Here is a 24,114-nt window from a genome sequence, read left to right on the forward strand (position 1 = left end):
CCAATAATGAGGGTGAAAAAAAAGGCGCCGCAGCTGGCGCCAAACACGGATTAAAGGCTTTGGATTTCAGTCATAATGTTGTCGAACAGCTCTTCGCCAGTACGCTCACGTAGCGAGTCATATACTGCTGCGTTCATCTTCACTTTCATCTGCTCACGAACCTCAGCTGGCACATCGTTTACCTTCATGCCTTTTTCTTCTAGGTCAGCGATTACCGATGCATTTTGCTCAGCTGCTAGGGTGCGTTGAAGAGCGATAGTCTCGCGAGAAACCTCATCTACTAACGCTTGTTGATCGCTTGGCAATGCATCCCAGAACTCTTTGTTCATGAACAGCACATAGTTGGTGTAGATGTGGTTAGTTAGAGATAGGTAGCCTTGCGCCTCATAGAAACGCTCTGCGTAGATAGAGTACAAAGAACTCTCTTGTGCGTTGATCAGGCCCTGTTGCAGTGAGGTAAAGATCTCTCCCCAAGACAGCGGAGTTGGAGCCGTGCTTACTGAACGCCAAGCGCTTATCTGAGTTGGGTTTGCCGCCGAGCGGATCTTAAGGCCCTTCAAGTCATCCAAAGATTGAATTGGCTGCTTGCTGTTGGTTACGCTTCTAAAGCCCACTTCCATAAAACCAAGACCGTGGAAGCCCTTTGACTCCATAGACTGAAGCAGCGGTTTACCGATATTGTCGCTATCTAGTGCTTTGTGCGCCTGCTCCGTGCTATCGAACAGATAGAACACATCCAGAACGTTAAATTCAGGTACATAAGGAGCAAGCAAAACAGATGCACCAAAGGTCATCTGGAGGTTGCCTTGCTGTACAAGCTCTGTGGTTTCACGAACATCACCTAGCTGACGCGCTGGATAGATTTCCACTTCCAGTTCACCGTTCGAGCGCTTCTCTAGTTCTTTTTCAAAGTGAAGCATAGCCTTGTGAACTGGCGAGGTTTCTTGGCTGTCGTGAGCCAAACGAATGACGTTGCTAGCAAATGATTGAAAACTTAGGGTTAGACCAAGGGTGGCTATTGCAGCCTTTACTACATGATTCATTTTTATCTTCCTTGTTCTGCTTGTTGAATCACCTTCGGGGGCAACAAGCATTTATTTCGTTGATGCAATTCGGTGCATTCCATATCCAAATCTTGCATACGAATCCAAAAATAAAACATCACAGTAACAAGTCAACAACAAAACCCAACAAGTGTGCATGAAAATCCGTCGGATTATGAAAAATGGAGCATAAATCACAGAATAAAAAAACGCCCCTCTGGTTGGAGGAGCGCTGTTTTAGTGATTTTGTATTGAGGAACAACGTCCTTTTAGGCGCTTCCTCTTTGCACAACCTCACCTTGAACCAATAAATAGTCACCATTGGCATCTCGCTCGTCCTCGATGCGAAGCATCAAGTCGTCCACTGCTTGCTTGGTAATATCGTCTAAAGGTTGCCTAATTGTGGTCAGATTATAGGAAGGCCAAGCACTCATAGGGATGTCATCCACGCCGATAAGCGCGTAATCCTCGGGAATCTTCTTCCCTTGTCGTCGCAATCCATCCATCATCCCCATTGCCAAGATATCATTGGCGCAGAACAAGGCCTGCGGCTGATCTGACAACGACAATAGCTCTTTAGCCGCCTGCATACCGGCATCAAAGTTGTAGCGGGATTGAATAAAGATAGGTGGTGCTATTCCTAAGTTCGAAAGTTTTTGCGAGAACCCACTCCAACGTTCATCACTGGTCATAGAGCCGGTTTCACCGCTGACATAACCTAATTTGGTATATCCTTTGCTCACTAGATATTCTGCCGCCATCTGCCCTGCCAGATAATTATCCAAGCCGACACTGTTGGCGTTGATGCCATCGATATAGCGGTTAATAAGACTCAGGTGCACACCGTATTTCTCACACTGTGCTAACGCCCTACCCGATAAACGGCTGGTTGCGATGATCAGGCCGTCCACTTGATATTCAATGGCGCGAGAAATCGCAAGATCTAGGTCATCTTGGTCGATTGGGCACAACACCACCTGACCACCACGACGTTGTATCTCAGCGGAGAGTGTTCTCACTTGTAGGTCATACATAGGGTTAGATTCGCTATCGAGGGCAATAGCTATCAAACCAGAGCGGTTTGAAATAAGTCCACGGGCAATGGCGTTTGGCGTATAGCCAAGCTTGGCCGCCGCTTCCATGACCATTTTACGTTTCTTTTCGCTGATACTCGCTGTCGGGCTAAAAGCTCGCGACACGGTAGATTGGGATACCCCAAGCATCTTAGCGACATCGATAGAGGTGACTTTCGCTTTGATAGCTGCACTCCTCATTATTGCTCTCCTTGCCGCCCCAAGAACCTATGGGACGTTCCATTTGCCAAATTAAAACAAAGGGTTATTAATAAGCCCTGTGTAATCTAGCTATTCCAAAAGATTAACCTTTTCTTACATCTTGTGAAAGCACTAAGCGGATAGCATACGATCTCGTTCTAATTTAAAGCCTTCAATGATCATTTTGTGCTCAGAACCAACGCCGAAGAAGGTCACCCCAGCCTCGCTCCACTGCGGTACCATGCTTCCCGACGCTAGGAACATACCTACCGGCTTACCGACATCCTTAGCCGCTTTAATGATGCGAAGGCTCGCCTGGGTTACCACATCATCTGCAACCGAGCTTGCGCCATAGGCAACCGCAAGATCCACCTGACCAATGAATAGAGCATCGATACCCTCAACTTTGGCGATCTCTTCTACGTTCTCAACACCGATTGGGTCTTCAATCTGGGCTACAACCGTAGTGCTCGCTTTACTATCCGCAAGGTGTTTCGGCATAGGTTTAGTAGCATAACTCGCAGCACGAGTAGAGCCTGCATATCCCCTGCCGCCCTCACCATAGCGAGTGATCTTAGCGATGTGTTCAGCCTGCTCTTTTGTACACACATGAGGCACCTGCACACCGCTCGCGCCGCAATCTAAGGCATTGAGCAGGGTTGAAGGCTGGGCATCCGGCACACGCACCAAAGATGGTAGGCCAGACAAGCGCGCCGTCATGATGCAAAGGTCTAGAGAAGCCCTGTCATAAGGAGAATGCTCTGCATCTAAGATAATGAAATCAAGGTTGCTGAGCGCCAGCACCTCAATCACATGTGGGTGTGGGGTTTTGACAAAGGTACCTAGTTGTTTCTGCGATTGAAGCTGTTTAGCCAGTGACATTGCTGTTCTCCATATTGTTTTGCATTGGTATGCAAAAACATATCACGCAAATTGCAACAATCCAGCAATATTGATCGTGATCAAGTTAACAATTATTACAAAAGCTGTTCAAGAAAACCGCACACCAAACCCTACATAGCATGACAAAACCCAGCATTTACAAGGCTTAAACACAGTTTTTCAAACAAAACAAACACCCCTTGCTCAATGTTAAATTATTGTTTATTGTTCTTTTTGCATTCGTATCCAAAATTACAAAAACAGGCTGAAGAAGGCATCTTCATCCCCTACTGAACACCGACAAGGAGAACATTTCATGGCTCGTTACCTTAAAGAAGGCATCACCGCAGAAGTATCGGCATCGAACAACGAAAAAGTGCGTAACACAGTTGAAGAGATCCTAAAGAACATTGAAACCCAAGGTGATTCTGCCGTTCGTGAGCTATCTGAAAAATTCGATAACTGGTCACCAGAGCAGTTCCGTCTAACTGAAGAACAAGTTCAAGCGTGTGTGGATGCGCTAGATGAAGCGACTCGTCATGACATCGAGTTCGCTCAAAACCAAGTACGTAACTTCGCTCAGATCCAACGCGACTCAATGAAAGACGTTGAGGTAGAAACACTACCAGGCGTGGTACTGGGTCATAAAAACATTCCAGTAAACAGCGTAGGTTGCTACATCCCAGGTGGTAAGTACCCGCTGGTTGCTTCAGCGCACATGAGTGTTCTAACCGCTAAGGTTGCAGGTGTGAAGCGAGTTATCGCGTGTGCGCCTCCTTTCAACGGTCAGCCAAACGTGGCTATCGTGGCAGCCATGGCAATGGCTGGCGCTGATGAGATCTACTGCATGGGCGGCGTGCAAGCGGTTGGCGCAATGGCGATCGGTACAGAGAGCATTGCACCAGTAGATATGATTGTTGGTCCAGGTAACGCATTCGTTGCTGAAGCCAAGCGTCAGCTATTTGGTCGTGTGGGTATCGACCTATTCGCAGGTCCAACTGAAACGCTAGTTATTGCTGACGATAAAGGCTGTGACCCTGAGCTAGCCGCGGCTGACCTTCTTGGTCAAGCAGAGCACGGCTACAACTCTCCAGCGGTTCTACTAACTAACAGCGAAGCGTTTGCTAAGCAAACGGTACTAGAGATTGAACGTCAGCTAACTATCCTGCCAACAGCAGAAGTAGCCGGTAAAGCGTGGGAAGATTACGGTCAGATCATCGTGTGTGACAGCTACGAAGAGATGGTTGAAGTCGCTGATGAGATTGCCTCTGAGCACGTTCAGGTAATGACCGAAGATCCTAAATACTTCCTAGACAACATGACCAACTACGGTGCGCTGTTCCTAGGTCGTGAAACCAATGTTTCTTACGGCGATAAGTGTATCGGCACCAACCACACTCTACCAACCAACAAGGCAGCGAAATACACTGGCGGCCTATGGGTAGGTAAGTTTATCAAGACTTGTACTTATCAGCGCGCAACAGAAGAAGCGTCACTGAAAGTGGGCGAATACTGCTCTCGCCTATGTGCTCTAGAAGGCTTTGCTGGACACAAAGAGCAAGCTGATATCCGCGTGCGTCGCTATAAAAAGCAGTCGCAAGAGGCTTAATATGAGCAAAGTCGCTTTAGTGACAGGGGGCAATGGCGGTCTGGGGGCTGCCATCTGCCACTCTCTTGCCAGTAATGGCTATCGCGTTGTGCTGACCTATCGCAGCAAACCAGAAGCGGCTGAGCAGGTTCTTGCGAGCCTGCCTGGCTCTGGCCATGCCGCGCAGCAACTGGACGTTGCCGATAGCCAAGCCATAGAAGCATTTGCCACGCAATGGCAACAAGACCAACTTCCTTTGGATGCACTAGTTAACTGCGCCGGCATGACCAAGTTTGTGGAACACTCAGACCTAAACGGCCTTACTGACGAGCTGTTCGACAACATTATGCGCGTTAACGTAAGAGCGCCATTTGCTATGGTCCGCGCCTTCGAAGCGCCGCTCAAGCAGGCAAAAGGCTGCGTGGTCAACATCACCTCTATCGCCGCGCAAACCGCTATGGGTAGCAACATCGCTTACTGTGCCAGCAAGTCAGCAACCGAGAATATGACCCGCTCTCTTGCCCGCGCCCTCTCCCCTGATATTCGAGTATTGGCTGTGGCTCCCGGGCTTGTAGACACCGAATTTGTAGAAGGGCTGGACGACGATTGGCGCAACAAACAAGAAGGCGCTACGCCGCTTAATCGCCTCGCACATCCAACCGAGGTAGGCAACGCCGTTCTCGCCGCCATTGAAACCATGACCTTCTCTACCGGTATCACGCTCGCTGTGGACGGCGGCAGACCTTTAGGAAATTGATTAAGGACATCACCATGACCCTACAAAACCAAATAGATAAAAATCTCGTTCGCTATATGGAGCTGATCCCTGGCACTAGCGCATTCATCGACGCACGTTCGCCGGGTAGCGATAAAAAAGACAACTTCTGTATTATTGGCGCAGGCGTTGCTGAAAGCACTCGCCAACACGTTCATATCCGTGAAACATCAGGCTTTAATATCGGTGCAGCGGGCCAACCTCCTGGCATCAAAAACTCTCTACACTCGCACCGTACCGCTGAACTATTTCTAGTTTTCAAGGGGCAGTTCCGTTTCTATTGGGGCAACGACGGTGAGCACGAAGCTGTGCTATCTCATGGTGATGTTATCTCTATCCCAACTAATCTGTTCCGCGGTTTCGAAGTCGTCGGTCGTGACTATGGCTTTATGTACTCTGTACTGGGCGGTGACGATTCAGGCGGCGGCGTTATCTGGCACCCGAAGGTAATCGAAGACAGCCAGGGCTATGGCCTTTACTTGAAAGCTGACGGAACGCTAGTGGATACACACCTTGGTGATGCTCCTCCATCAGAGAATGAGTTAATGCCTCTGCTGACCAAAGAAGAACTGTCTCAGTTTGATACCTACACAGCTCAAGAGATGATGCCATTTGTGGCTTTAGCGAAAGATTACGTCCCTGTGAAGCAAGACTTCGAAGGCGTTGATTATCAGCAGTATGCGCTGACCGGTCACCCACTGGCTGGCTATGATTTCCAAGTGAAGAGTGCCGATGAGGTGAGCATCCACGCCTACAAGCTAAACAACCAAGTTGCGCTACCTAAGCACATCCGCAAGGAGAAGCAGGTGCTGATCAACTACACCGGCGATACCAAGGTGACGGTTGAACAAAACGGTCAGAAAGCTGAAGTAGTTCTAACTACAGGTGATGTTTTTAATGTGCCAGAGGGTGCGGCTATTTCGCTACAGAATCTGCGTGGCGAGAGCTTAACCTACTGCATCCTTGGTAGTGACCGTCCGGAGCAGCCTGAGGTATTGGCATGAGTCAAACCCCGCTAATTTGGCTACCGGGTCTTCTATGCGACCAAGACTTGTTTGCGGATATGAACGCGGAGTTGCCCAATTGGGTAGCTCCACAAACCGCAAAGCTTGGCGCCCTAGACTCTATGCAAGCAATGGCGAAAAAAGTTCTAGATGAGGCACCGAAAGAGTTTATTTTGGGCGGCCTGTCTATGGGTGGCATCTTAGCATTTGAGGTTTACAGGCAAGCACCAGATAGGGTTAAAGGATTAATCCTGATGGACACCAATGCAGCCGATGAGAAGCCTGAAGTTTCTGTAAAGCGTGATGCCTTGGTAGAGCGTGCCGTAAACGGTGAGTTTGAAGCCATCACCCCAGAGGTATTGATGCCGGTGCTTATACATGAATCTCGATTGCACGATACCGAGCTTACTCAGCGAGTAAGCCAGATGACAATCAGCGTGGGGCTCGAAGCGCTAAAGGCGCACGCCAAAGCCCTTGCCACCAGACCAGATCAGAGGCCACTACTCTCTGACATCACCTGCCCTACTTTGGTGATCACCGGCAAGCAAGACGCACTGTGCCCTATGGCTAATCACCTATTGATGGCAGAGCACATTGCAGACGTCTCACTACATGTGATCCCTGAATGTGGGCACCTGTCGAGTATGGAAAAACCGATAGAGGTAGCATCTATCGTAAGCGATTGGCTAGAAAGAAAGATTCGTTAAAAGTTTAATTGTGTTGCTGTTTGACCATCAGGAGTTTCGTTGCCACTGATGGTCTTTTTTTTGGTTGTTCTCAGATTAGGGGATAGCGCAAACACTCCCTCTGAGCGTGGTACCCCCTCCGAGCGATTGATTCACAAGGCCGCGGTGAACCCATCCGTGGGCGCTTGGCGCTCGCCTCCCTGCAAGCGACACCTTGCTCCATCAATCACTCTCCAGCGTTAGCATCAGCCGAAACCAAGCCTACAGGGAAGTATTTACGGCGACTTGCCATGCATCACTGGCAGAGTGAGCACACGAACCTAAATTATTAGTTGTTCCCTCTAATCCGCAAAAACTTTTTATTGCCCGTTACATAGGTGGGAATTTCTCATAAACGGGAATATCTGTCGGCAATACGGCCCAAGTAGGAGCAGAAGCAGCAAAAATCGCCATATTAGGCTTGAAGCTTTCAGGTTCATCTAGGGTTGGAGCCGCTACGGTATAGAAGCTACCTGCAGTGATATCCGCGCATACATTCACCCCACATTCTGGGCAAAAGTAATGATGCACATCCTTGCCTGTACTGCCCTTTCGGGTATGAAAACTCGGTTTTAGCTCTCCTACAAACTCAAAGTTCGCCGTCTGCACCCAGATGCCAAACCACTTGTCCCCACCGGTTCTATGCTGACATTCAGAGCAGTAACAAAACATCTGATTGATAGGCTCACCAGTAAACTGATAGCGCACCTTGCCACACTGACATCCACCTGTATTCATCGAGATCACTCCTTAAATTTCAGACCTTTATAAAGATAGTCATTATTAATCTACTGGGCGTGATAAAACCTCATCAACCCTAGTTTGCAACTGCGGAATGAGCTCTTGCTCGAACCAAGGGTTTCGCTTCAGCCAGATATTATTTCGCGGACTTGGGTGCGGCAAGGGAACCTTGTTTGGCCAATAGTCTTGCCATCCAGCCGCCAGCTCAGTCAGTGACAGTTTGTTTTTCCCAAAATGATAACTTTGCGCATGTTTTCCCAGCACCAGTATGAGTTTAATGTTCGGCAGTTGCGCCAATAGTTGTTCTCGCCACCTTTGTGCACACTCTGGTCTCGGTGGCAGATCACCAGACTTTCCCGTTCCGGGAAAGCAAAATCCCATAGGTAACAGGGCTATCTGCTTTTCGTCATAAAACACCTCTTTTGACACACCCATCCACTCACGCAACCTATCACCACTAGGGTCATTAAATGGAATTCCAGTATCGTGCACTCGTTTTCCGGGTGCTTGACCGGCGATAAGAATCCTAGCTTCAGGGTGTATCTGAACCACGGGTCTAGGGCCCAGAGGCAGGTGTTTACTGCAAAGTGTGCAGGACTTTACTTCGGCTAATAACTTAGAAAATAGACTCATATTCAATTTATTCTCATAAATAACAGGGTTCAAAAGCAGTATGAAAATCGCGATTAAACATGATTACTCATTGGCTATAGAACTCACCCTTTAAAAACCGGTAACTCACTGATTTATATAACCTTAATAAATTAATTCTAACGGGATGTTGCAGCATTCAATTCGCACATAAATTAGCCTCTTTTTATCACACTGAATACTTCACTGTTAAAAATATTATTCACTTTGTTTGAAATTGAATGAAATATTTTTCAGGGGCCTGAGGTCTCTTAATGTGAACGCAATATTTTCAAGTCGACAGGAAACGCGGTTCAGCTATCGAGAAATACAACTACATAGGTGAAACCATGAAAACTCTATCTACTCTACTACTAACATCACTGTTCGTCGCGCCTGTTGCCTTTGCATCGAGCATCAACGTCAATCCAAACATGGGTGCCCAAAACGGTTATACATGGGATGATCCTAGTAAACGTACCGGTGGCGGATATACCTGGGATGACCCGAGTGAAAGAACCGGTGGTGGTATTGCATACATTGACTATAGCGAGAAAACTGGCGGTGGTTATACTTGGGATGACCCTAGCGAACGCACCGGTGGTGGCATAGCCTACATTGACCATAGTGAGAAAACCGGCGGTGGTTATTCCTGGGACGATCCGAGCGAACGTACTGGTGGTGGCGGTTATACTTGGGACGACCCGAGTGAAAGAACCGGTGGTGGTATTGCATATGTGGACCACAGAGAAAAAACTGGCGGTGGCTATACCTGGGATGACCCGAGCGAACGTACCGGTGGCGGTTACACATGGGACGACCCGAGTAAACGTACTGGCGGTGGTTACCACCTAGGGTAACCACGGTGATGAAACTAATGTGGCTGTATCCACATCATTACCTAAAGCCAACCTTCACACACTCAACATAACCTTTAGCTCTAAAAACAATAGAGCTAAAGGTTTTTTCTCTTTAGTGCCCCAAAAGCATACCTAAGTAGATCTTTCTCGAAGCAGAACTGTTATCTCTGAGAGTCACATATTTTGCGTGGCTGTCAGCTGAAGCTTCGGCTGACAATTCAATTCCCCACAAAGGCTGGATTTGATTCGGTGCCATAGAGTATCGAACATCAATAACACGAGATGCATCATCTGGATCTCGTGCTAAGAATCCATCTGAAAAATTGCGAAATCGTTCAACGTCTTTGGCCTGCTGAGAACTTTTGTTGAGCCAAGGAAAATCTCTGGAAAGAACTAACTTATCTATAGACTCCCCTGAATAGGTGCTTATCACATCCCCTGTTCTAACTGCATCAACATAAAATTTGCCCTCATATTCATACACCACCTTCCATAGCAAAATATTGCCAAAGCTTGGTTTAGCTATCAGTTGAACCGGAACATGCTCTCGCTCATAAGCCAATTTCGAGCCTACTGCCTCTGCCCTCTCTTTTTGCACTATGCCTACAGACAAATAAATCAGTGCCCATGCGATAGCCAATCGAGCAAGCGAGTGCTTTCTTTTCATCAAAGAAAACCCAATAAGTATCAATATTGGAAGGGTAAACAGCGGGTCGATAACCGAGATAAGATTCCATGCATATCGCTCGGAGGACAAAGGCCATAATAACTGAGTGCCGTAAGAGGTACAGGCATCTAGCAGACCATGAGTGCCATATCCTAGAGCGCAATAAAGCCAGCTTTGTTTAAATGAAAGCCCCCGTTTCTTGGCAAAAATTGGATGCAATGCCAAAGCACAAATCAAACTGCCAAAAGGGATAAATAGAAGCGAATGGGTAAAGTGCCTATGGTATTCCAAGAACAGCAAAGGATCGCTCGAAGAGCGAATCAGTACGTCTAAATCTGGCGCCATTGCAGCTAGAAACCCCAAGACACCTGCGACACGCAGATGCTGCTTCTTACATGCAGATAGAGACAGCGAGGCGCCGAGCAGTCCCTGTGTCAGAGGATCCATATTTAACTCATTGATAGTTAGACACTTATCTCAATGATAGATTGCGGTTCGAGAATAGGTCTAGTTTATCGATGAAGTCATTCCTTCAGCGTCTTCAAATACCCTATGAGTGCCTGTCGATCCTGAGCTTGGCTCAGTCCTCGATATCCCATGTAAGTTCCGGGGATGAGTTTCTTGGGCGAATCAATAAACTCACTCAATAGTGCCTCTGTCCAGATAGGCTGACGATTTGAAAGCTCCACCAATGCAGCTGAGTAGTTACTATAACCGCTGTCTGAGGCGACCTTTCGCCCAACAATGGAGTCTAGGCTCGGTGCCGATGAACTCAGATGACACAAGGCGCATTGGGCGTACAGCTGACGGCCTCGGTCGAGGGAGTTTTGCGCTGATAGCTCTTCACTCAAGGTATATTTACTGCGAAGAGCGAGCAAGGCTTGAGACTGCTCATCGCTTAAGGATTCTCTAACCGCTAGCATCGCCATCGCCTGATCCCAGGTCATCCTAGCTTCTAGTTTCCCAACCTCACGGCCATATTCAACTACCTTTTCACTGTCGATCAGTTCGCCCTTTTGCGCTTCATCTAGGCTTCTCATCAACATTGCGCGCTGCTTCAAGAAGTCATCAAAATCCGCAATATTGCTTTTTGCTGACAGTACCAGTGTTTGTCTCTGTTCTTCGTTAAGCAAGGACATCACCTCTTTCGATACCTGACCTCGCTTAATTCCATGATTTGAAGCTAGTCTCAAACTCACAAAACCAAAATGCTGACTGGGCTTACCTACCACCTCAAAGTCATTGAATGCCTCATCTCCCGTAGACCAGCTTAATAAGCGGGCAGCGAGATTCACTAATTCCTTTTTATCTTCTTTTCCTAGCTTAATCTTGGGGTTGCCATTCACCAGAGACAACTGCTGCCCTTTCCCTTCGAGGTGCGCCTCTCGAATTCGCATCAATTGCTGTTGCTGTTCGTTAGATAAAGATTGAATGATTTGGCCAAAGGTTTCAGCTATCACCTCGCCAAGCTTGGCTTCATCTTCACCATAGGCTCGACCAAGAGCGATAAAGTCTTCTTCAGAAATATTCTCTCCGACTAACAGCCCTTCGAGCGCCCTATTCATTGCCAAACGGCTGTTGGAGACCTGCTTGAAAGGCGATTTTTGCTTCTCGACTAAGGATATCAAGGCCGATCTTTGCTTGGGGTCGAGCACGGAGAGAGTTTGTTTGGCAATCTGGCTTCTAGATAAACTATGGCCACTTGCCACGCGCAGACCGACAAAGCCAAAATAGTTCGCCGTGCGACCAACGGAAACATAGTCATTGTTAGATGAACTTCCGGTCAGCCAAGATAAGGTGCGTGAAGCAACGGCGTCGGTTAGCGCCTTTTCATCCACTTGATACTGAGTGATATCGCGAACGGCTTTGCTATCTTGAGCCATTGCCGTAGAAAGGAAGGTAAATAACACTAAACCCAAAGCAAGCCGAAACATACGCACCCTAGCAGTCCCTAATTTGTCGGTATTGTTCTAATTACACTATGCCTAAATAGGGTCAGCTGAAATGTTATTTACAAAGCTTTACCTGCGACTTTGAAGTGGGCGTTAATCCGCTAAAAGATACTGCCATTGAGCATTACGATTCAAATAGTGCGCCACATAGCTACAGGTAGGAATCACCTTATAACCTTGTTTCTCAACCTCGGGCAGTATGGTTTCCATCATTACTTTCCCGTAGCCTTTCCCTTGCAACTCATCCGGCACGCGAGTGGAATAGATCTCCATAACCTTGCCCTGTATTGAGTATTTCGCCACAGCAAAGTGATCACCCTCTAACGCCACTCGATACTCTTGTTTTTCTGTGTCATTCACTAACATTCTTTCATCCTTTAACTCAATCTAGTTAGGACCAAAATCCTGGTCGATTCGATTATCCGTCCACAATTCATAGTGCTTCATCACCTTTGAGAATAGCGGGCTTTGAATGTAGCCATTCAACCAGTTTTTCAGGTTCAAATATGAGCTGTTACGAAACCATTGCTTGTCGATACGGGCATATTTACGTAGAAACGGTAGCAAAGCGATATCAACCAAAGTCTCCTCCTCTGAGAAGACAAACGCATGCTGACTTAAGCGGTGCTCAAGCTTTGATAGCTCCGCCTCACAATGCGCCCGAAGCACATTGATATTGTCTTCATGATAGCGCTTAGCGCAGGCAAAGGTATTCATCGCCGGGGTGAAAGTGCGCTCAAACTCATAAATAAAAGTCAGCATCTCCGGCAGTGCACTTGGACTGTCAGCCCAGAGAAGATCATCGGGGTCGTTTTGCTCGAGAGCCCAGAGCATGATCTCTAGGCTCTCTTCAATCACTAAGGAATCTTCAACCACCAACACAGGCACACTGCCCTTAGGAGAAACTTGCAGCATCTCATCGGGTTTATTGTCGAGCTTGATGGAGCGCATGCGCACGGTTTGCTTCGCTCTGAGCAGTGCGAGTCTGGCCCTAATGGCATAAGGACAGTTGTGCAGTGAATACAAAACGGGCGACAAGGTGCTCTCCGGTTAAAGCCTATGCCATAAACTATAAGCCGATTGAAATTCCTTTACCTGCAAAAGTGCTGGTAAAGCCCTAAAGCCCACTCGCAAGTTTAATAGCAGACATAACCGCTTCTTCACTTAGGATAATCGGTAGCGGGATCCCTTCGGGTGTTGCTGGTCCGTAAACCATATTAAAGGGCACGCCAACCCGGCCGTTTTGTCTCAGATAATCAGTGATAGGGTCACTGGCTACGGTCCAGTCCCCTTCCATTGGCACCACAGTGCTGTTTGTCAACGAGTCATAGACAGGGTTTTGCAGCAGGACTCCTATCTTGTTTGCTCGGCAGGTTATACACCAGTCGGCGGTGACGTTTACAAAAACGGTTCTACCGTCCGCAACGTAATCATCTATCGCTTGTGTAGATAGTGGCACCCAATCTGGGTCTTTTGGCAATGGTGTGGCCCAACTGTCCGCATTAAGACTTGCGACTATCATGCCCAAGGTGACAAACGAGAGGGCTCCCCCACCCAGCCATGCGGTTGGTTTTGGACCATGAATCTTAAGTACCCTTAGTACCAAGGAAACAAAGCCAGCAATACCAATAACATAGACCCAAAAGATAGGTAGATGATTAGCCAGTAGTGTCAGCAGCCATAAACAGGTCATCAGCATCATAGCGGCAAATATCAGCTTGACCTTATTCATCCAAGGGCCCGCTTTTGGGAGAGCCAACGCGATAGAAGGGAAACAAGCGACCAAAATCCAAGGCAGAGCCATACCTAAACCTAGGGCACTAAAAATCGCAATCATAGTGGGGATACTAGTGGTCAACGCAAAGGCGACCGCGGTGCCAAGAAAAGGTGCTGTGCAAGGGGTGGCTAGTAAGGTCGCGAACATACCTTGCAGGTAGTGTCCTCGATATGAGTTGTCACCTTTTGACGCCATCCAAGTACTCGCTGATGAAGAGAGCCTAATATCAAACAGGCCCAGCATATTGAATCCAAACAGGCCAGTGACGAGTACCATTAGGGCGATAAACCATCCACTTTGAAACTGAATTCCCCACCCGACTGCGCTACCGGAGAATTTAAGCAGTGAAAGAAAACCGGCAATCAGCCAGAACGAACTCAATATGCCCAAAGCCGACGAGATAAACTGCAAGCGGATCTGTTTTTTCTCTAGCCCTTTCGCTGAGATTACGCTTCCAAGTTTCATTCCCAGTACAGGTAAAACACAGGGCATGATGTTTAAGATAAGGCCGCCAATTAAAGCGAATAGAAACATTTGTAGCATGGAATCCTCGCTTGGCGGTGTGCTGTTGGAACTTGGTGCAGTGAGAGGCTCACTCTCAGATACGGGTTGGCTTTCTAGCTTGGTAGAGTTTGAAACTGCCTGTTCTGAAGCAAACTCAGATACGCCTTGCATGTGGGCGTCTGAAGCGTAACTCTGTTCTGAGCTGTCGGCATTGACGGCTAAAGAAAAAGTGGCAATCAGAATTACGAACAGCCCTAATAAGGATGTACGTTTTATTGCCCTAGAATAATTCATAAATGTACCTATAAAATAAAGAAATCGAGATGTTCTGGCGATAGCCAATCCTTGATTCGTTTATTCTCTAAATACACACAGGAGCAGATGCACCCTAGTCTTATTGACTATGGGCTCAGTGAATGGGTCAAATTGATTTTGTGTCACCAACAGCCAAGTAATTATAACCAAGGCCAACACAAACAGAGTTAACACCTGTGAATCAACCTGATGCTGATGAGCACTCAGCAATTGTTCAGATAGATCACATTCACCACTATCGATGTAGGTAGAAGAAGATGCTTGTTCCTCCCCCACATAACTCGTCGAGCACGCGTTAAACACACCACTATTTTTCGCCAGACACACAGTGATCACCCAGAAAACTAGGATCAAAGACCACTTAAACGAATGTTGCCTATGGGATGCGAATAACATGTTTGCGAACTGGTGAACGAATTAACAATTAGTGTGAAGTATTAACAAATCAGTGCAACTGTTATTGTCCATTTCTCCCTATTTTGGCGTTTCCAAATGGTATCTAAATGTGTCCTACACAAAGCACAACACCAATAGAACCAGTAATCCCAAAGCCGCACAAACAGCTCCACCTATTGCCATGAGCATTGCAAACATGGCTAAACACCCTTTAATGCTTATATCTATACCTCTCAATTTAAGCTCTACAACGTGAATTGAGTGTCTAGCGAAAGGCGCGTTTACACTAAGGGGCCAAAGACCTGTATTACAAGCCGATGTATGAAATTTCACAGAAACCTTACATAGAGATTCAGAAACCTAAACTATTCATATCACTAAAAAAACAGGGCCTGAAAATCAGACCCTGTTCAAAATATCGAATAGTTTACGAAAAGCTAGATAAGTGCGTGTCGTGCCTTCGCGGATACCCACTCCGAGATGACCACAGTCACCAAGATCGCACAGAAGATCACAGTAACTTGAGGCCATGCCAATACCGCCATCGACTCTTGCAACTTCAAGCCAATACCGCCTGCGCCCACTAGCCCCAATACGGTCGATTCACGGATATTAATGTCCCATCGGAACAAGCTAGTCCCGATAAAACTTGGCATCACCTGCGGCATAATGCCGTAATCCAATACCTGAAGTGGTGAAGCACCGGTTGCTCTGATAGCCGATACCTGTGTCGCATTTACTTCCTCGATTGCTTCATACATTAGCTTGGCGACAAAGCCGATTGAGCGAAGCGCAATGGCTATGATGCCCGCTAGCAAGCCAGGGCCTAGAATTGCCACCAGCAACAGCGCCCAAATCAATGAGTTGATCGAACGGCTTGCGGCGATGATGAACAGAGCTATCGGTCTCACAAACACAGTACTCGGGGTGGTATTGTTCGCTGCCAGAAACGCCACTGGAAAAGCTAATACAATACCCAACAGTGTACCTAGGGTGGCAATATTAATGGTGTCCCATAATGGCTGCCATAATTGGTCGAGGTAACTCCAGCGAGGAGGCCACATGCGTGATGAGATATCAGAAAACTGATTCGGCGCATCGGTCACAAAAAACCAGATGGTTTCGCGGTTCATCACCTGCCAGCAAAACACCACTAGGCAAATAAAACTAAACCAGGCTAACCAGCGAGCAAGACTCTCTTTTTGGCTGTATTTCTGCCATGTTGTCGTATCTGTCATTGCTCCCCCTACTGCACGCGCTGACGAATCAAGGTCGATACATACTCACACACCATCACAATCGCGATGATAATAAGCAATATGGCCGCTGCAGCGCTGTATTCGTATCTGTCCATTGCGGTATTCAGGGTTGCACCTATACCGCCCGCACCCACTATGCCAATAACAGCCGACTCTCGAAAGTTGATGTCCAATCGGTACATAGACAGCCCAATAAAACGCGGTATTACCTGCGCCTGCACCGCATAGTTGATCTGCTGAAGCCAGCTAGCACCCGTTGATCGCATAGCGGTCAATGGCGCTGGGTCTATCGCCTCAATCTCATCAGCAAACAGCTTGGCGAGAAAACCAATCGTGGCGAAGGTTAAGGTCACGAAGCCGGCAAAGGTGCCAAAGCCAAACAAGGCCACACACAAGATGGCAATAATGATCTCTTGAAAGCTTCGCGCGACCGCAATGAATCCGCGGCAGAACAGATACACAGGCTTTGGCGCTATGTTCTTCGCCGCACCTAAACCAAAAGGGATCGAGAGCAGTACACCGGCTACTGTGGAGGTTAAGGTCATGGTGAGACTCTCAACCAAGCCTTGTGAGATGTTATTCCAGCGTCCGGTAAAATCAGGCGACATAAAGGCTAGTACAAACGCCCAACCACGCTCTGCCCCTTCATAGATTCGAAGCCAGTTGATGTGAACTGACTGGCTGGCCAGGATTAGATAAATAATGGAGGCCAATACCAAGCCATATCTTAAATAGGCACTCGCTATCAGTGGCGGCTTTTTCCAAGTGGTCGAGTACTGCTTGCTCATGCCACAGCCTCAACCAACTCTAGCTCACTAGATTCCTCTTGAACCGTGAGGTTCCAATCCTCTTCACCGTAGATCTTGGTCAGCACAGACTCATCAAGAGCAATTGGCGTGCCATCAAACACAACCTCACCTGAGTTCAGTCCGACGATGCGATCCACAAATTGCTTGGCCAGTTGAACATCATGGATATTAATGATGGCCGGCAATCCCTTCTCTTCACAGATTTCACGGATAAGACGCATGATCTGACGAGCGGTTCTGGGATCAAGCGCGGCGGTTGGCTCATCGATAAGCAGAAGCTTAGGGTTCTGCGCTAGAGCCCTTGCAATACCCACGCGCTGACGCTGGCCACCAGAAAGCGCATCGGCTCGCTTATTGGCGTGCTCTAGTAATCCGACGCGATCCAATAAGGCATACGCGGTTTGGATATCTTCTGAGCTGTAGCGACGAGTGAAACTGCGCCAAAATCCTACATAGCCGAGACGGCCAGACAGAACGTTCTCCATGACGGTTAAACGCTCAATCAAGGCATACTCCTGGAAAATCATGCCTATCTCTCGACGTGCCGAACGCAGCCCAGACTTGGACAGATTAACTAGGTTCTGATTAGAAAAGAGAACCTCACCAGAAGTAGGTTCAGTCAAACGGTTAATACAACGAATTAGTGTCGATTTACCGGCCCCAGAGGGGCCGATAAGTCCAACTACTTCGCCAGCTTCCACCTTCATATTTACATCAGTCAGTGCTTTATCATGAGCTGAGTAATGCTTAGTAAGGCCTTTAAGAGTGAGTGCTGACATAACGTTCCTTAGCTACAGGTATAAGAAACGTTGTTTGCAGTATCAATTGTGCGGATCACTTCCCAATGCTCTTGATAGGTGATCGGGATGAACTGTGCTTCACCATTGCGCTCGAACTCTTGTTTTAGTTTGGTTCCATCCCAGTCAAAGCTAAAGAAGGCTTGTTTGATCTTCTCTTGAAGCTCTGGGTGCAGGTTGTGCGCTAGTCCATAGGCTGTAGTTGGGAAGGTTTGAGACTTGTAGATGCTCTTGATCTGCTCTTCTTTTACCACATCGCGAGAAAGCATACGGTTCAATACGGAATTTGCTACCGCAGCCGCATCATAGTCTCTATGAGCAACACCTAAGATAGAGTTATCGTGCGCACCAGAGAAGGCCGGCTTAAAGTCATTATCCGGCGTCATATTGTATTCAGCAGCCAAGATAGCAGAAGGCGCTTTGAAGCCAGAGTTTGAAGTCTGAGCGGTAAAGGCTAGGTTCTTACCCTTTAGGTCTTCTACCTTCTCAATGCTAGAGTTTGGATAGGTGATGATCTCCATCTCATAACCAAATGAACCATCTTCTGCCGCCATCATCGTAAACGGAGCAAAGCCCGCACAATTAACCGCAAGAGGGGTCGAGCCTGTGTTGAAGCCAGCGATATGTAGACGACCAGAGCGCATCGCTTCAATCTGTGCTGCGTTATTCTGTACAGGGAAGAAACGCACATTTTTACCTGTGGTCTTTTCCATGTGCGTAAGGAATTCACTCCAAACGTCTGCATAAACTGCTGGGTCTTCTACCGGCGTGTAAGCAAAGATAAGGGTACCTGGATTCACCCACTCCGCCTCATTTTGTGGCAGATCAGCGACTAGGTTGCCACTACGGTCTTGATAACGAGCGTCCATTGCAGAAGAGGCTGCAGAAAACATAAGCGCAGCAGCAACTGCAGTTTTAACTAGCTTCATTTGTTATTTCCTAATTGAGATATAAATCGAGAAGCAAGTTAATTCAGTTTTATTTCAATTAGGTTGAGACTTTATTGCGAAAATATTTATTACATGAATGAATTGATACAGCTCTCAGATTTAACAGAATATAATACTGATGTAATAAAATGGTGCTGCCGCACTAATATGGATCACTTATAACTTACAAATAATTACAATTTAAATTCAATAAGTTACGAACTTTATATTTACAGATAATATAGAGAGATAAATATGCAAATAATTATCCACCAAGTATTCTAAATCACATTTTTGGCACCCTTCGTGCAATACCCCACTGTTAATAAAAATACCGTGAGGAAACCATGAAGAAATTAACCAGCGCCATTATTATTTCATCTTTACTTTCATTTAATGCATTAGCGGATACCTTGCCCAACGTCACTATATTAGGCACAGGTGGCACTATTGCTGGTTCTGCCGCTAAATCTACCGACGTTACCGGTTATAAAGCAGGTGAGATCGCGGTAACTACACTCATAGAAGCGGTGCCACAGATCGTTGATGTAGCAAACGTTGATGGCATTCAGGTTGCTAACACCAGTAGCTCTAATATCAACAGCGAGATATTGCTTGGTATGGCAAAAACCGCCAATGAGCTCCTTGCCAAAGATACCGATGGCATAGTGATTACCCATGGTACGGATACCACCGAAGAGACCGCATTCTTCATGGATCTAGTAAACCAGAGTGATAAACCTATCGTTGTAGTCGGTGCCATGCGCCCAGCCACCGCTATCAGTGCAGATGGACCTATGAACCTATTGAACGCGGTAACGCTTGCTGCAAGCGATGAGGCCAACGGCCGCGGCACCATGGTTATCCTTAATGATAAGATAGGCGCGGCGTATTACATCTCTAAGACCAGCTCTATCTCTATGGATACCTTCAAAGCGTATGATCAAGGATTTCTTGGCACCTTCGCCGGTGGTGCACCTAAGTTCTACTTCGAGCCGGCTAAGGTTACTGGCAAACCTAGCTTTGATGTCTCTAAACTAGAAACCCTGCCAAAGGTAGACATCATCTACAGCTATCAAGATATGGGGCCAGAGATGATCGATGCGCTGATTGAGTCAGGCTCGAAAGGCATTGTTGTTGCAGGCAGTGGTAATGGTTCTGTACCGAAAGCGGTACGTGACAAGATCAGTGAGCTAAATGAGTCGGGCTACCCAGTTGTGCTTTCTTCTCGCACCGGTTCAGGCTTTGTGACCGCCAAGGAGCACGCTATTGGCTCTGGTGATCTGAATCCGCAAAAAGCGCGCATCATGCTGATGCTGGCACTGACCGAAACCGACGAGCTTAACGAGCTAGCAGGCTACTTTGGTACTCAAAGTTAAGGTTCTTTTCTGATTAGCGGGAACAACTACTACTTCTGGTTGGTGTACTCACTCTGCCAGTGATGCAGGGATGTCAGCGATGACTTTGTGCTTTGCTAAGCTGGGGTTCCCTCTCATGCTGTCACAGGAGAGTGATTGATGGAGCAAGGGGTCGCTCGCTCAGAAGAAATATTTACACTCCCTCTAACCCGCGAAGAACCAAAGTTGAGCCCCAGAAACACAAAGACCACGCAATTGCGTGGTCTCTTTCTATCCGACTAGATAAGCGATTATAGAGCGCGCTTGCCACCGAGTGCGTAGCACATGTTTGGTTGAAGCATACGGGCAGAGCCGTCTACATAGCAAAGCTCATAACGCTCTGAGCGAGAGCTGTGGCTACCATTACTGGCGAATACCAATGGCGCGGTCATCGTAAGTGCTAGAGCAATAATTAAACCTTTCATCATTTTGTCCCCTCTCAATGGTTGGAAGCCAAACGGCTGTTCGGCGCCGTTTTAAGCTGTCAGAAATATTATGATAGAGTTCACAGTTTTACGCTAAACGTAAATTGAAAGTAAATTATTCGACCCTGTACGTAAACTGAGCGTTTAATGGATAAGACGAACGATCAGCGCCCCTGTGGCGCGCATCGGCTCAACGTTAAGGCTCAAAACTAGACCATCGCGCGGTGCTAGATATCGCCTAACCTCACGACCAAATGCATCGGTTTGAATAGAGAGTAAATCTCCCTCTTTCACCAACTGTAAAAGCTCTACCTGAGGCCGATAAAAACCACCGGTGATGGCGCGAATCGAGCTTACCTCTTTTCCTTCAAAAACCAGCCTTTCTACCTCGCAACTGCCCTCATCTATCAGTTCATAGGCACAAAGGCAGTTCAGAACCCCTTTCACTGAACGCTCAATCAAGGGATAGTCGCTATAGCGCCCCATCCCTACTTCAAGGGTGGTGGAAGGAATACCACTTCTGTTCCATACGGTTTCCAGAATACCTGGGTCGCCTGGATCATCCAAAATCACATCAGGGCCAATAAGCTTTGCCATCTTGACGCAGTCTGGCATTCGATAATCGGCAAAGGCATACAATGGATAGACCGTACCGCTGGTTTGGGTATGAAGATCTATGGCAAGGTCTGCATTTGGCTTTAGTAGATACTCCCAGATGTTAAACACATAGCGCTGAGCTTCGTTCCCCTCTTTGTTTCCAGGAAAGAAGCGGTTGAGATTAGCAGTGGAATGGTCTGGATCGTTAGAAATGTAGTCGCGGTTATGATTCAAGGTGCCAGAGAGATTGATAGTAGGAACGATCACCACACTGCCGCGGGTCACCTTACCTTTGAGTGCTTCACCTATCTGGTGCGAGGTAAGAATGCCGTTGTATTCATCGCCGTGAACACCCGCGGTGATTACAAAGCGCTTACCTGCCTCTTTACCCTTAAACACCATCACCGGCAGGTGCTGCCATTGTCCAAGTGCATTGGTGCCCACTCGAAACCAGAAGGTATGGTCACCGGCCTCTAAGTCGTTCACATTGAGTTTAGATATCACCGGATATCCGTCGATTACATCTTTTAAATATTCTGTGTTCATTGATTACTCTTCGAGCCAAACCTGTTTTACATCTGGCCAGCCCCAAGGGGTCATGGCAACGCCTTGCAATATGCCTTGAAAACTCAGTGATTGTCTATGGTGGAACATAGGCATAGCAGAAAGGCTGTGCATCAAATAGCCACCAATAGGTTCAAGATATTCTAGGTAGTCAGTGGCCTCGACCTCTCGCTGAATATGATCAAGGTTTTGGTCGAGCCAGCTTGCGACAGAATCCTCGAGACACGCCCTAAGCGGCAGATAACTGCGGAACTTAATAAACGCCGAGCTTGAAACATTATCATCCAAGAACAGGTTGGACAGGACTAGCTGCTGTGGAAAGGCTTTGTTCTCAGCAAGGGAGGCAAACTCAGCAACGCTATAAACCTTAGTATCCACCTCCACCCTAAGTTGTGAGAGCACATGGGTAATAGCACTTGCGCACGCCTTAAGACCAAAATGGTCGTACACAGCAATAGAGAGTTTCTTAGGAAGCTTACCCTCGCCGTGCGGAAGGTAGGTCGGTTTCCAAAATGGGAATAGATTCTGCGCTAGGTGCAAACCAAAGGTAGAGTCGAGCTCTATTAAAGCCTGCCACAACGCGGCGCCACTGATGCGTGACAGCACGCCTTGACGCTCTTCCATATTAAGGGCTTTCTTCGCATTAGCGTTTATCATAGCAAGCAGACAGCCATCTTCTATGTCGAAATTGCGCTTAGTGGAGTCTTCTTGCTCATGCTCGGCTTCGGAGAGTGCTTTCTTGCCATAGGTTTTAGAGGTCCGCTCTTTTTCAACCAGCCAAACCGTCAGCTCATCGGTCAGAGAGCGATAACCATGGAAGCCATCAAATGCCTCTAGCCTCAGCCATTTATCGCTCTGCTCTAGCATTCTAAAACAGCCACTGCCGATCACCTGACTGCTCTGTTTAATCGAGACCTGCTCTGCAGGCTGAATACCGTACTTAAGGTCAGCCAGCTTTGCGGCAAAGCCTAGGTCTGGCTCGCTTAGGTGAAAACGAACGATCCTTGGGTGCTCGGCTTCTATATCGACTAGGTGTTCCAGTTCACTCAGATACCTTGGATGGGACTTTAGCTTGTTGAAGAGCTCAGCTATTGCGGTACTGTCTATCGGCTCACCATTATGGAATTTGACCTTAGGTCTTAGATGAAAGCTCCATACTCGACCTTCTTTAGCCGAGTCCCAATGGTGGGCAATATTTGGTGACACCCTGCCTTGTCTATCACTCTGCACCAGACAAGCATATAGCTGACGCACAAAGAAGCGCTCACTATTTCGAAGGGATACATGAGGCAATAATGTGCTGAATAAGCGATTGTAGGTGAGCTGAACATGAAGTTTGCCATCCACCAGCCCTGCGCCTGAGGCTCGTGCTAGCAGTTGTCCAAAGACATTCTGATCCTGATTAAGCACCTCAAGCGCCGATTCAAACTCTTGCTTGCCAATAAATTCTAAGGCAATTCCTTGCCTAATATCCTGCTCCGAAGCGCGTTTGAAAAGTAAAGAACGTTGGTTTCGGCCTATTTTAGGTGTCCAGTCGATCCAGCCTTGAGACTTCATGTCACCCAACAGGGTTCGAGCATAACGTGTTGTTGTATATAGATGATTAGCGATCTCTTCTAATAGAACAGCGTGCTCCACACCCACCTGATATTCATCTAGTCGCGCAAAATATCTAACCAACTTATGTGGCTTCATACCTTAATAGCCTAATCCTTTCCTTATTAAATCTAAACATGTGCCAGATATCGCAAAAAATCAATAAATAAGGAACAAAATAGATAAAACCTATCTGTTTTTTAATTCATGCTTTGGATGAATAATTACATTCAACAACTGAGGCGAACAACACAAACGAGGTGACGCAATGAAAAAGACAACTGCTAAAGCGAAAAAGCCAATGTCTGACTTCTACCAAGTAAAGGTAAGTCGTGGCAAGAAAGGCTCACTGCAGAGCGCAGCTCTAGCGTCACTAGTGATGACCTGCCAGTTCAAGGCGAATTAGCCGACGATTTAGCGATAGCTTGCTTATCTATGGTTTTGCTCCATCCCCCCCCCTATAGAAACAGTAGATGGATAAGCTATCGCACCCTTTTAGAGGTGCACAGAAACAAGGGCACTCAAATCTCAACCTAGCATAGCTAGGACAAATAAAGGACCAATTTGCTCTTCATGGATTCGAAGACAATTGGTCCTTTCCCTATTTA

At 47.3% G+C, this 24,114-nt stretch carries 24 protein-coding genes and 1 pseudogene; 7 read left to right on the forward strand and 18 right to left on the reverse strand.

Translation table 11 applies throughout. From position 1 onward, the window contains the following. Nucleotides 1-50: 50 nt before the first annotated feature. From Pcarn_RS07790 to Pcarn_RS07800, 3 genes are all read right to left on the reverse strand, one after another. Nucleotides 51-1,043, reverse strand: a complete 993-nt coding sequence (locus Pcarn_RS07790) for a TRAP transporter substrate-binding protein (protein ID WP_261833302.1) — start codon at nucleotides 1,041-1,043, stop codon at nucleotides 51-53. 269 nt (nucleotides 1,044-1,312) lie between these two features. After that, complete coding sequence (locus tag Pcarn_RS07795) at nucleotides 1,313-2,266, reverse strand: LacI family DNA-binding transcriptional regulator (RefSeq protein WP_261835658.1); 954 nt, start codon at nucleotides 2,264-2,266, stop codon at nucleotides 1,313-1,315. Between the two features lie 183 nt (nucleotides 2,267-2,449). Further along, entirely contained in the window at nucleotides 2,450-3,199 is a 750-nt protein-coding gene (locus Pcarn_RS07800; protein ID WP_261833303.1) for an HpcH/HpaI aldolase family protein, read from the reverse strand. A 316-nt stretch (nucleotides 3,200-3,515) separates the two neighbouring features. Here Pcarn_RS07800 and hisD point away from each other — a divergent pair, with 316 nt between their 5' ends. The 4 genes from hisD to Pcarn_RS07820 are packed head-to-tail and all read left to right on the forward strand — an operon-like array spanning nucleotide 3,516 to nucleotide 7,273. Then, nucleotides 3,516-4,808, forward strand: coding sequence for a histidinol dehydrogenase (gene hisD / locus Pcarn_RS07805; protein WP_261833304.1), 1,293 nt, complete (start codon nucleotides 3,516-3,518; stop codon nucleotides 4,806-4,808). Nucleotide 4,809: 1 nt separating this feature from the next. Beyond that, a complete protein-coding gene (locus Pcarn_RS07810) occupies nucleotides 4,810-5,544 on the forward strand; it encodes an SDR family NAD(P)-dependent oxidoreductase (RefSeq protein WP_261833305.1) in 735 nt (244 codons plus the stop codon). Between the two features lie 14 nt (nucleotides 5,545-5,558). Then, nucleotides 5,559-6,566: a cupin domain-containing protein gene (locus Pcarn_RS07815; protein ID WP_261833306.1), complete on the forward strand. Its 1,008-nt coding sequence runs from the start codon at nucleotides 5,559-5,561 to the stop codon at nucleotides 6,564-6,566. Next, a complete protein-coding gene (locus Pcarn_RS07820) occupies nucleotides 6,563-7,273 on the forward strand; it encodes an alpha/beta fold hydrolase (protein ID WP_261833307.1) in 711 nt (236 codons plus the stop codon). The genes Pcarn_RS07815 and Pcarn_RS07820 overlap by 4 nt, the downstream gene beginning before the upstream one ends. Before the next feature lie 348 nt (nucleotides 7,274-7,621). Here Pcarn_RS07820 and Pcarn_RS07825 read toward each other — a convergent pair whose 3' ends face one another. Together Pcarn_RS07825 and Pcarn_RS07830 are read right to left on the reverse strand one after the other, a co-directional pair. After that, nucleotides 7,622-8,029, reverse strand: a complete 408-nt coding sequence (locus Pcarn_RS07825; protein WP_261833308.1) for a GFA family protein — start codon at nucleotides 8,027-8,029, stop codon at nucleotides 7,622-7,624. Nucleotides 8,030-8,074: 45 nt separating this feature from the next. Further along, the gene (locus Pcarn_RS07830) at nucleotides 8,075-8,665 is read right to left on the reverse strand and encodes a uracil-DNA glycosylase family protein (RefSeq protein WP_261833309.1); all 591 of its coding nucleotides are present in this window, start codon (nucleotides 8,663-8,665) and stop codon (nucleotides 8,075-8,077) included. Between the two features lie 347 nt (nucleotides 8,666-9,012). Here Pcarn_RS07830 and Pcarn_RS07835 point away from each other — a divergent pair, with 347 nt between their 5' ends. Further along, nucleotides 9,013-9,522 (forward strand): hypothetical protein, encoded by a 510-nt coding sequence (locus Pcarn_RS07835; RefSeq protein WP_261833310.1) that lies wholly within the window; start codon nucleotides 9,013-9,015, stop codon nucleotides 9,520-9,522. A gap of 112 nt (nucleotides 9,523-9,634) precedes the next feature. Here Pcarn_RS07835 and Pcarn_RS07840 read toward each other — a convergent pair whose 3' ends face one another. The 10 genes and pseudogenes from Pcarn_RS07840 to phnD all read right to left on the reverse strand — a co-directional run bounded on the left by Pcarn_RS07840 (nucleotide 9,635) and on the right by phnD (nucleotide 18,927). Beyond that, entirely contained in the window at nucleotides 9,635-10,636 is a 1,002-nt protein-coding gene (locus tag Pcarn_RS07840) for a metal-dependent hydrolase (RefSeq protein WP_261833311.1), read from the reverse strand. 77 nt (nucleotides 10,637-10,713) lie between these two features. Continuing rightward, complete coding sequence (locus Pcarn_RS07845) at nucleotides 10,714-12,129, reverse strand: hypothetical protein (RefSeq protein ID WP_261833312.1); 1,416 nt, start codon at nucleotides 12,127-12,129, stop codon at nucleotides 10,714-10,716. Between the two features lie 105 nt (nucleotides 12,130-12,234). Then, a complete protein-coding gene (locus tag Pcarn_RS07850; RefSeq protein WP_261833313.1) occupies nucleotides 12,235-12,507 on the reverse strand; it encodes a GNAT family N-acetyltransferase in 273 nt (90 codons plus the stop codon). Between the two features lie 21 nt (nucleotides 12,508-12,528). Beyond that, entirely contained in the window at nucleotides 12,529-13,179 is a 651-nt protein-coding gene (locus Pcarn_RS07855; RefSeq protein ID WP_261833314.1) for a glutathione S-transferase, read from the reverse strand. Between the two features lie 79 nt (nucleotides 13,180-13,258). Further along, a pseudogene (locus Pcarn_RS07860) lies at nucleotides 13,259-14,464 on the reverse strand (protein-disulfide reductase DsbD family protein); the annotation flags it as partial. A 312-nt stretch (nucleotides 14,465-14,776) separates the two neighbouring features. After that, the gene (locus tag Pcarn_RS07865; protein ID WP_261833315.1) at nucleotides 14,777-15,133 is read right to left on the reverse strand and encodes a hypothetical protein; all 357 of its coding nucleotides are present in this window, start codon (nucleotides 15,131-15,133) and stop codon (nucleotides 14,777-14,779) included. Nucleotides 15,134-15,570: 437 nt separating this feature from the next. Then, the gene (gene phnE / locus Pcarn_RS07870) at nucleotides 15,571-16,371 is read right to left on the reverse strand and encodes a phosphonate ABC transporter, permease protein PhnE (RefSeq protein WP_261833316.1); all 801 of its coding nucleotides are present in this window, start codon (nucleotides 16,369-16,371) and stop codon (nucleotides 15,571-15,573) included. A gap of 8 nt (nucleotides 16,372-16,379) precedes the next feature. Then, nucleotides 16,380-17,180, reverse strand: coding sequence for a phosphonate ABC transporter, permease protein PhnE (phnE, locus tag Pcarn_RS07875; protein WP_261833317.1), 801 nt, complete (start codon nucleotides 17,178-17,180; stop codon nucleotides 16,380-16,382). Beyond that, nucleotides 17,177-17,980, reverse strand: coding sequence for a phosphonate ABC transporter ATP-binding protein (gene phnC / locus Pcarn_RS07880; protein ID WP_261833318.1), 804 nt, complete (start codon nucleotides 17,978-17,980; stop codon nucleotides 17,177-17,179). Before phnC ends, phnE (Pcarn_RS07875) begins: the two co-directional genes overlap by 4 nt. 8 nt (nucleotides 17,981-17,988) lie before the next feature. Beyond that, entirely contained in the window at nucleotides 17,989-18,927 is a 939-nt protein-coding gene (gene phnD, locus Pcarn_RS07885; RefSeq protein WP_261833319.1) for a phosphate/phosphite/phosphonate ABC transporter substrate-binding protein, read from the reverse strand. Nucleotides 18,928-19,274: 347 nt separating this feature from the next. Here phnD and Pcarn_RS07890 point away from each other — a divergent pair, with 347 nt between their 5' ends. Further along, complete coding sequence (locus Pcarn_RS07890; RefSeq protein WP_261833320.1) at nucleotides 19,275-20,306, forward strand: asparaginase; 1,032 nt, start codon at nucleotides 19,275-19,277, stop codon at nucleotides 20,304-20,306. Nucleotides 20,307-20,575: 269 nt separating this feature from the next. Here the strand turns inward: Pcarn_RS07890 and Pcarn_RS07895 are convergent, their stop codons facing one another. The 3 genes from Pcarn_RS07895 to Pcarn_RS07905 form a co-directional block, all read right to left on the reverse strand. Continuing rightward, on the reverse strand, nucleotides 20,576-20,752 hold the full coding sequence (locus tag Pcarn_RS07895; RefSeq protein WP_261833321.1) for a hypothetical protein: 177 nt from the start codon (nucleotides 20,750-20,752) through the stop codon (nucleotides 20,576-20,578). 141 nt (nucleotides 20,753-20,893) lie between these two features. After that, entirely contained in the window at nucleotides 20,894-21,892 is a 999-nt protein-coding gene (locus Pcarn_RS07900; RefSeq protein ID WP_261833322.1) for a succinylglutamate desuccinylase/aspartoacylase family protein, read from the reverse strand. Nucleotides 21,893-21,895: 3 nt separating this feature from the next. After that, entirely contained in the window at nucleotides 21,896-23,605 is a 1,710-nt protein-coding gene (locus tag Pcarn_RS07905; RefSeq protein WP_261833323.1) for an SgrR family transcriptional regulator, read from the reverse strand. Between the two features lie 169 nt (nucleotides 23,606-23,774). Between Pcarn_RS07905 and Pcarn_RS07910 the strand changes: the two genes are divergently transcribed. Continuing rightward, the gene (locus Pcarn_RS07910) at nucleotides 23,775-23,912 is read left to right on the forward strand and encodes a hypothetical protein (protein WP_261833324.1); all 138 of its coding nucleotides are present in this window, start codon (nucleotides 23,775-23,777) and stop codon (nucleotides 23,910-23,912) included. Nucleotides 23,913-24,114 lie beyond the last annotated feature (202 nt).

It is taken from the genome of Vibrio ishigakensis (assembly GCF_024347675.1).
Classification (GTDB): Bacteria; Pseudomonadota; Gammaproteobacteria; order Enterobacterales; family Vibrionaceae; genus Vibrio; species Vibrio ishigakensis.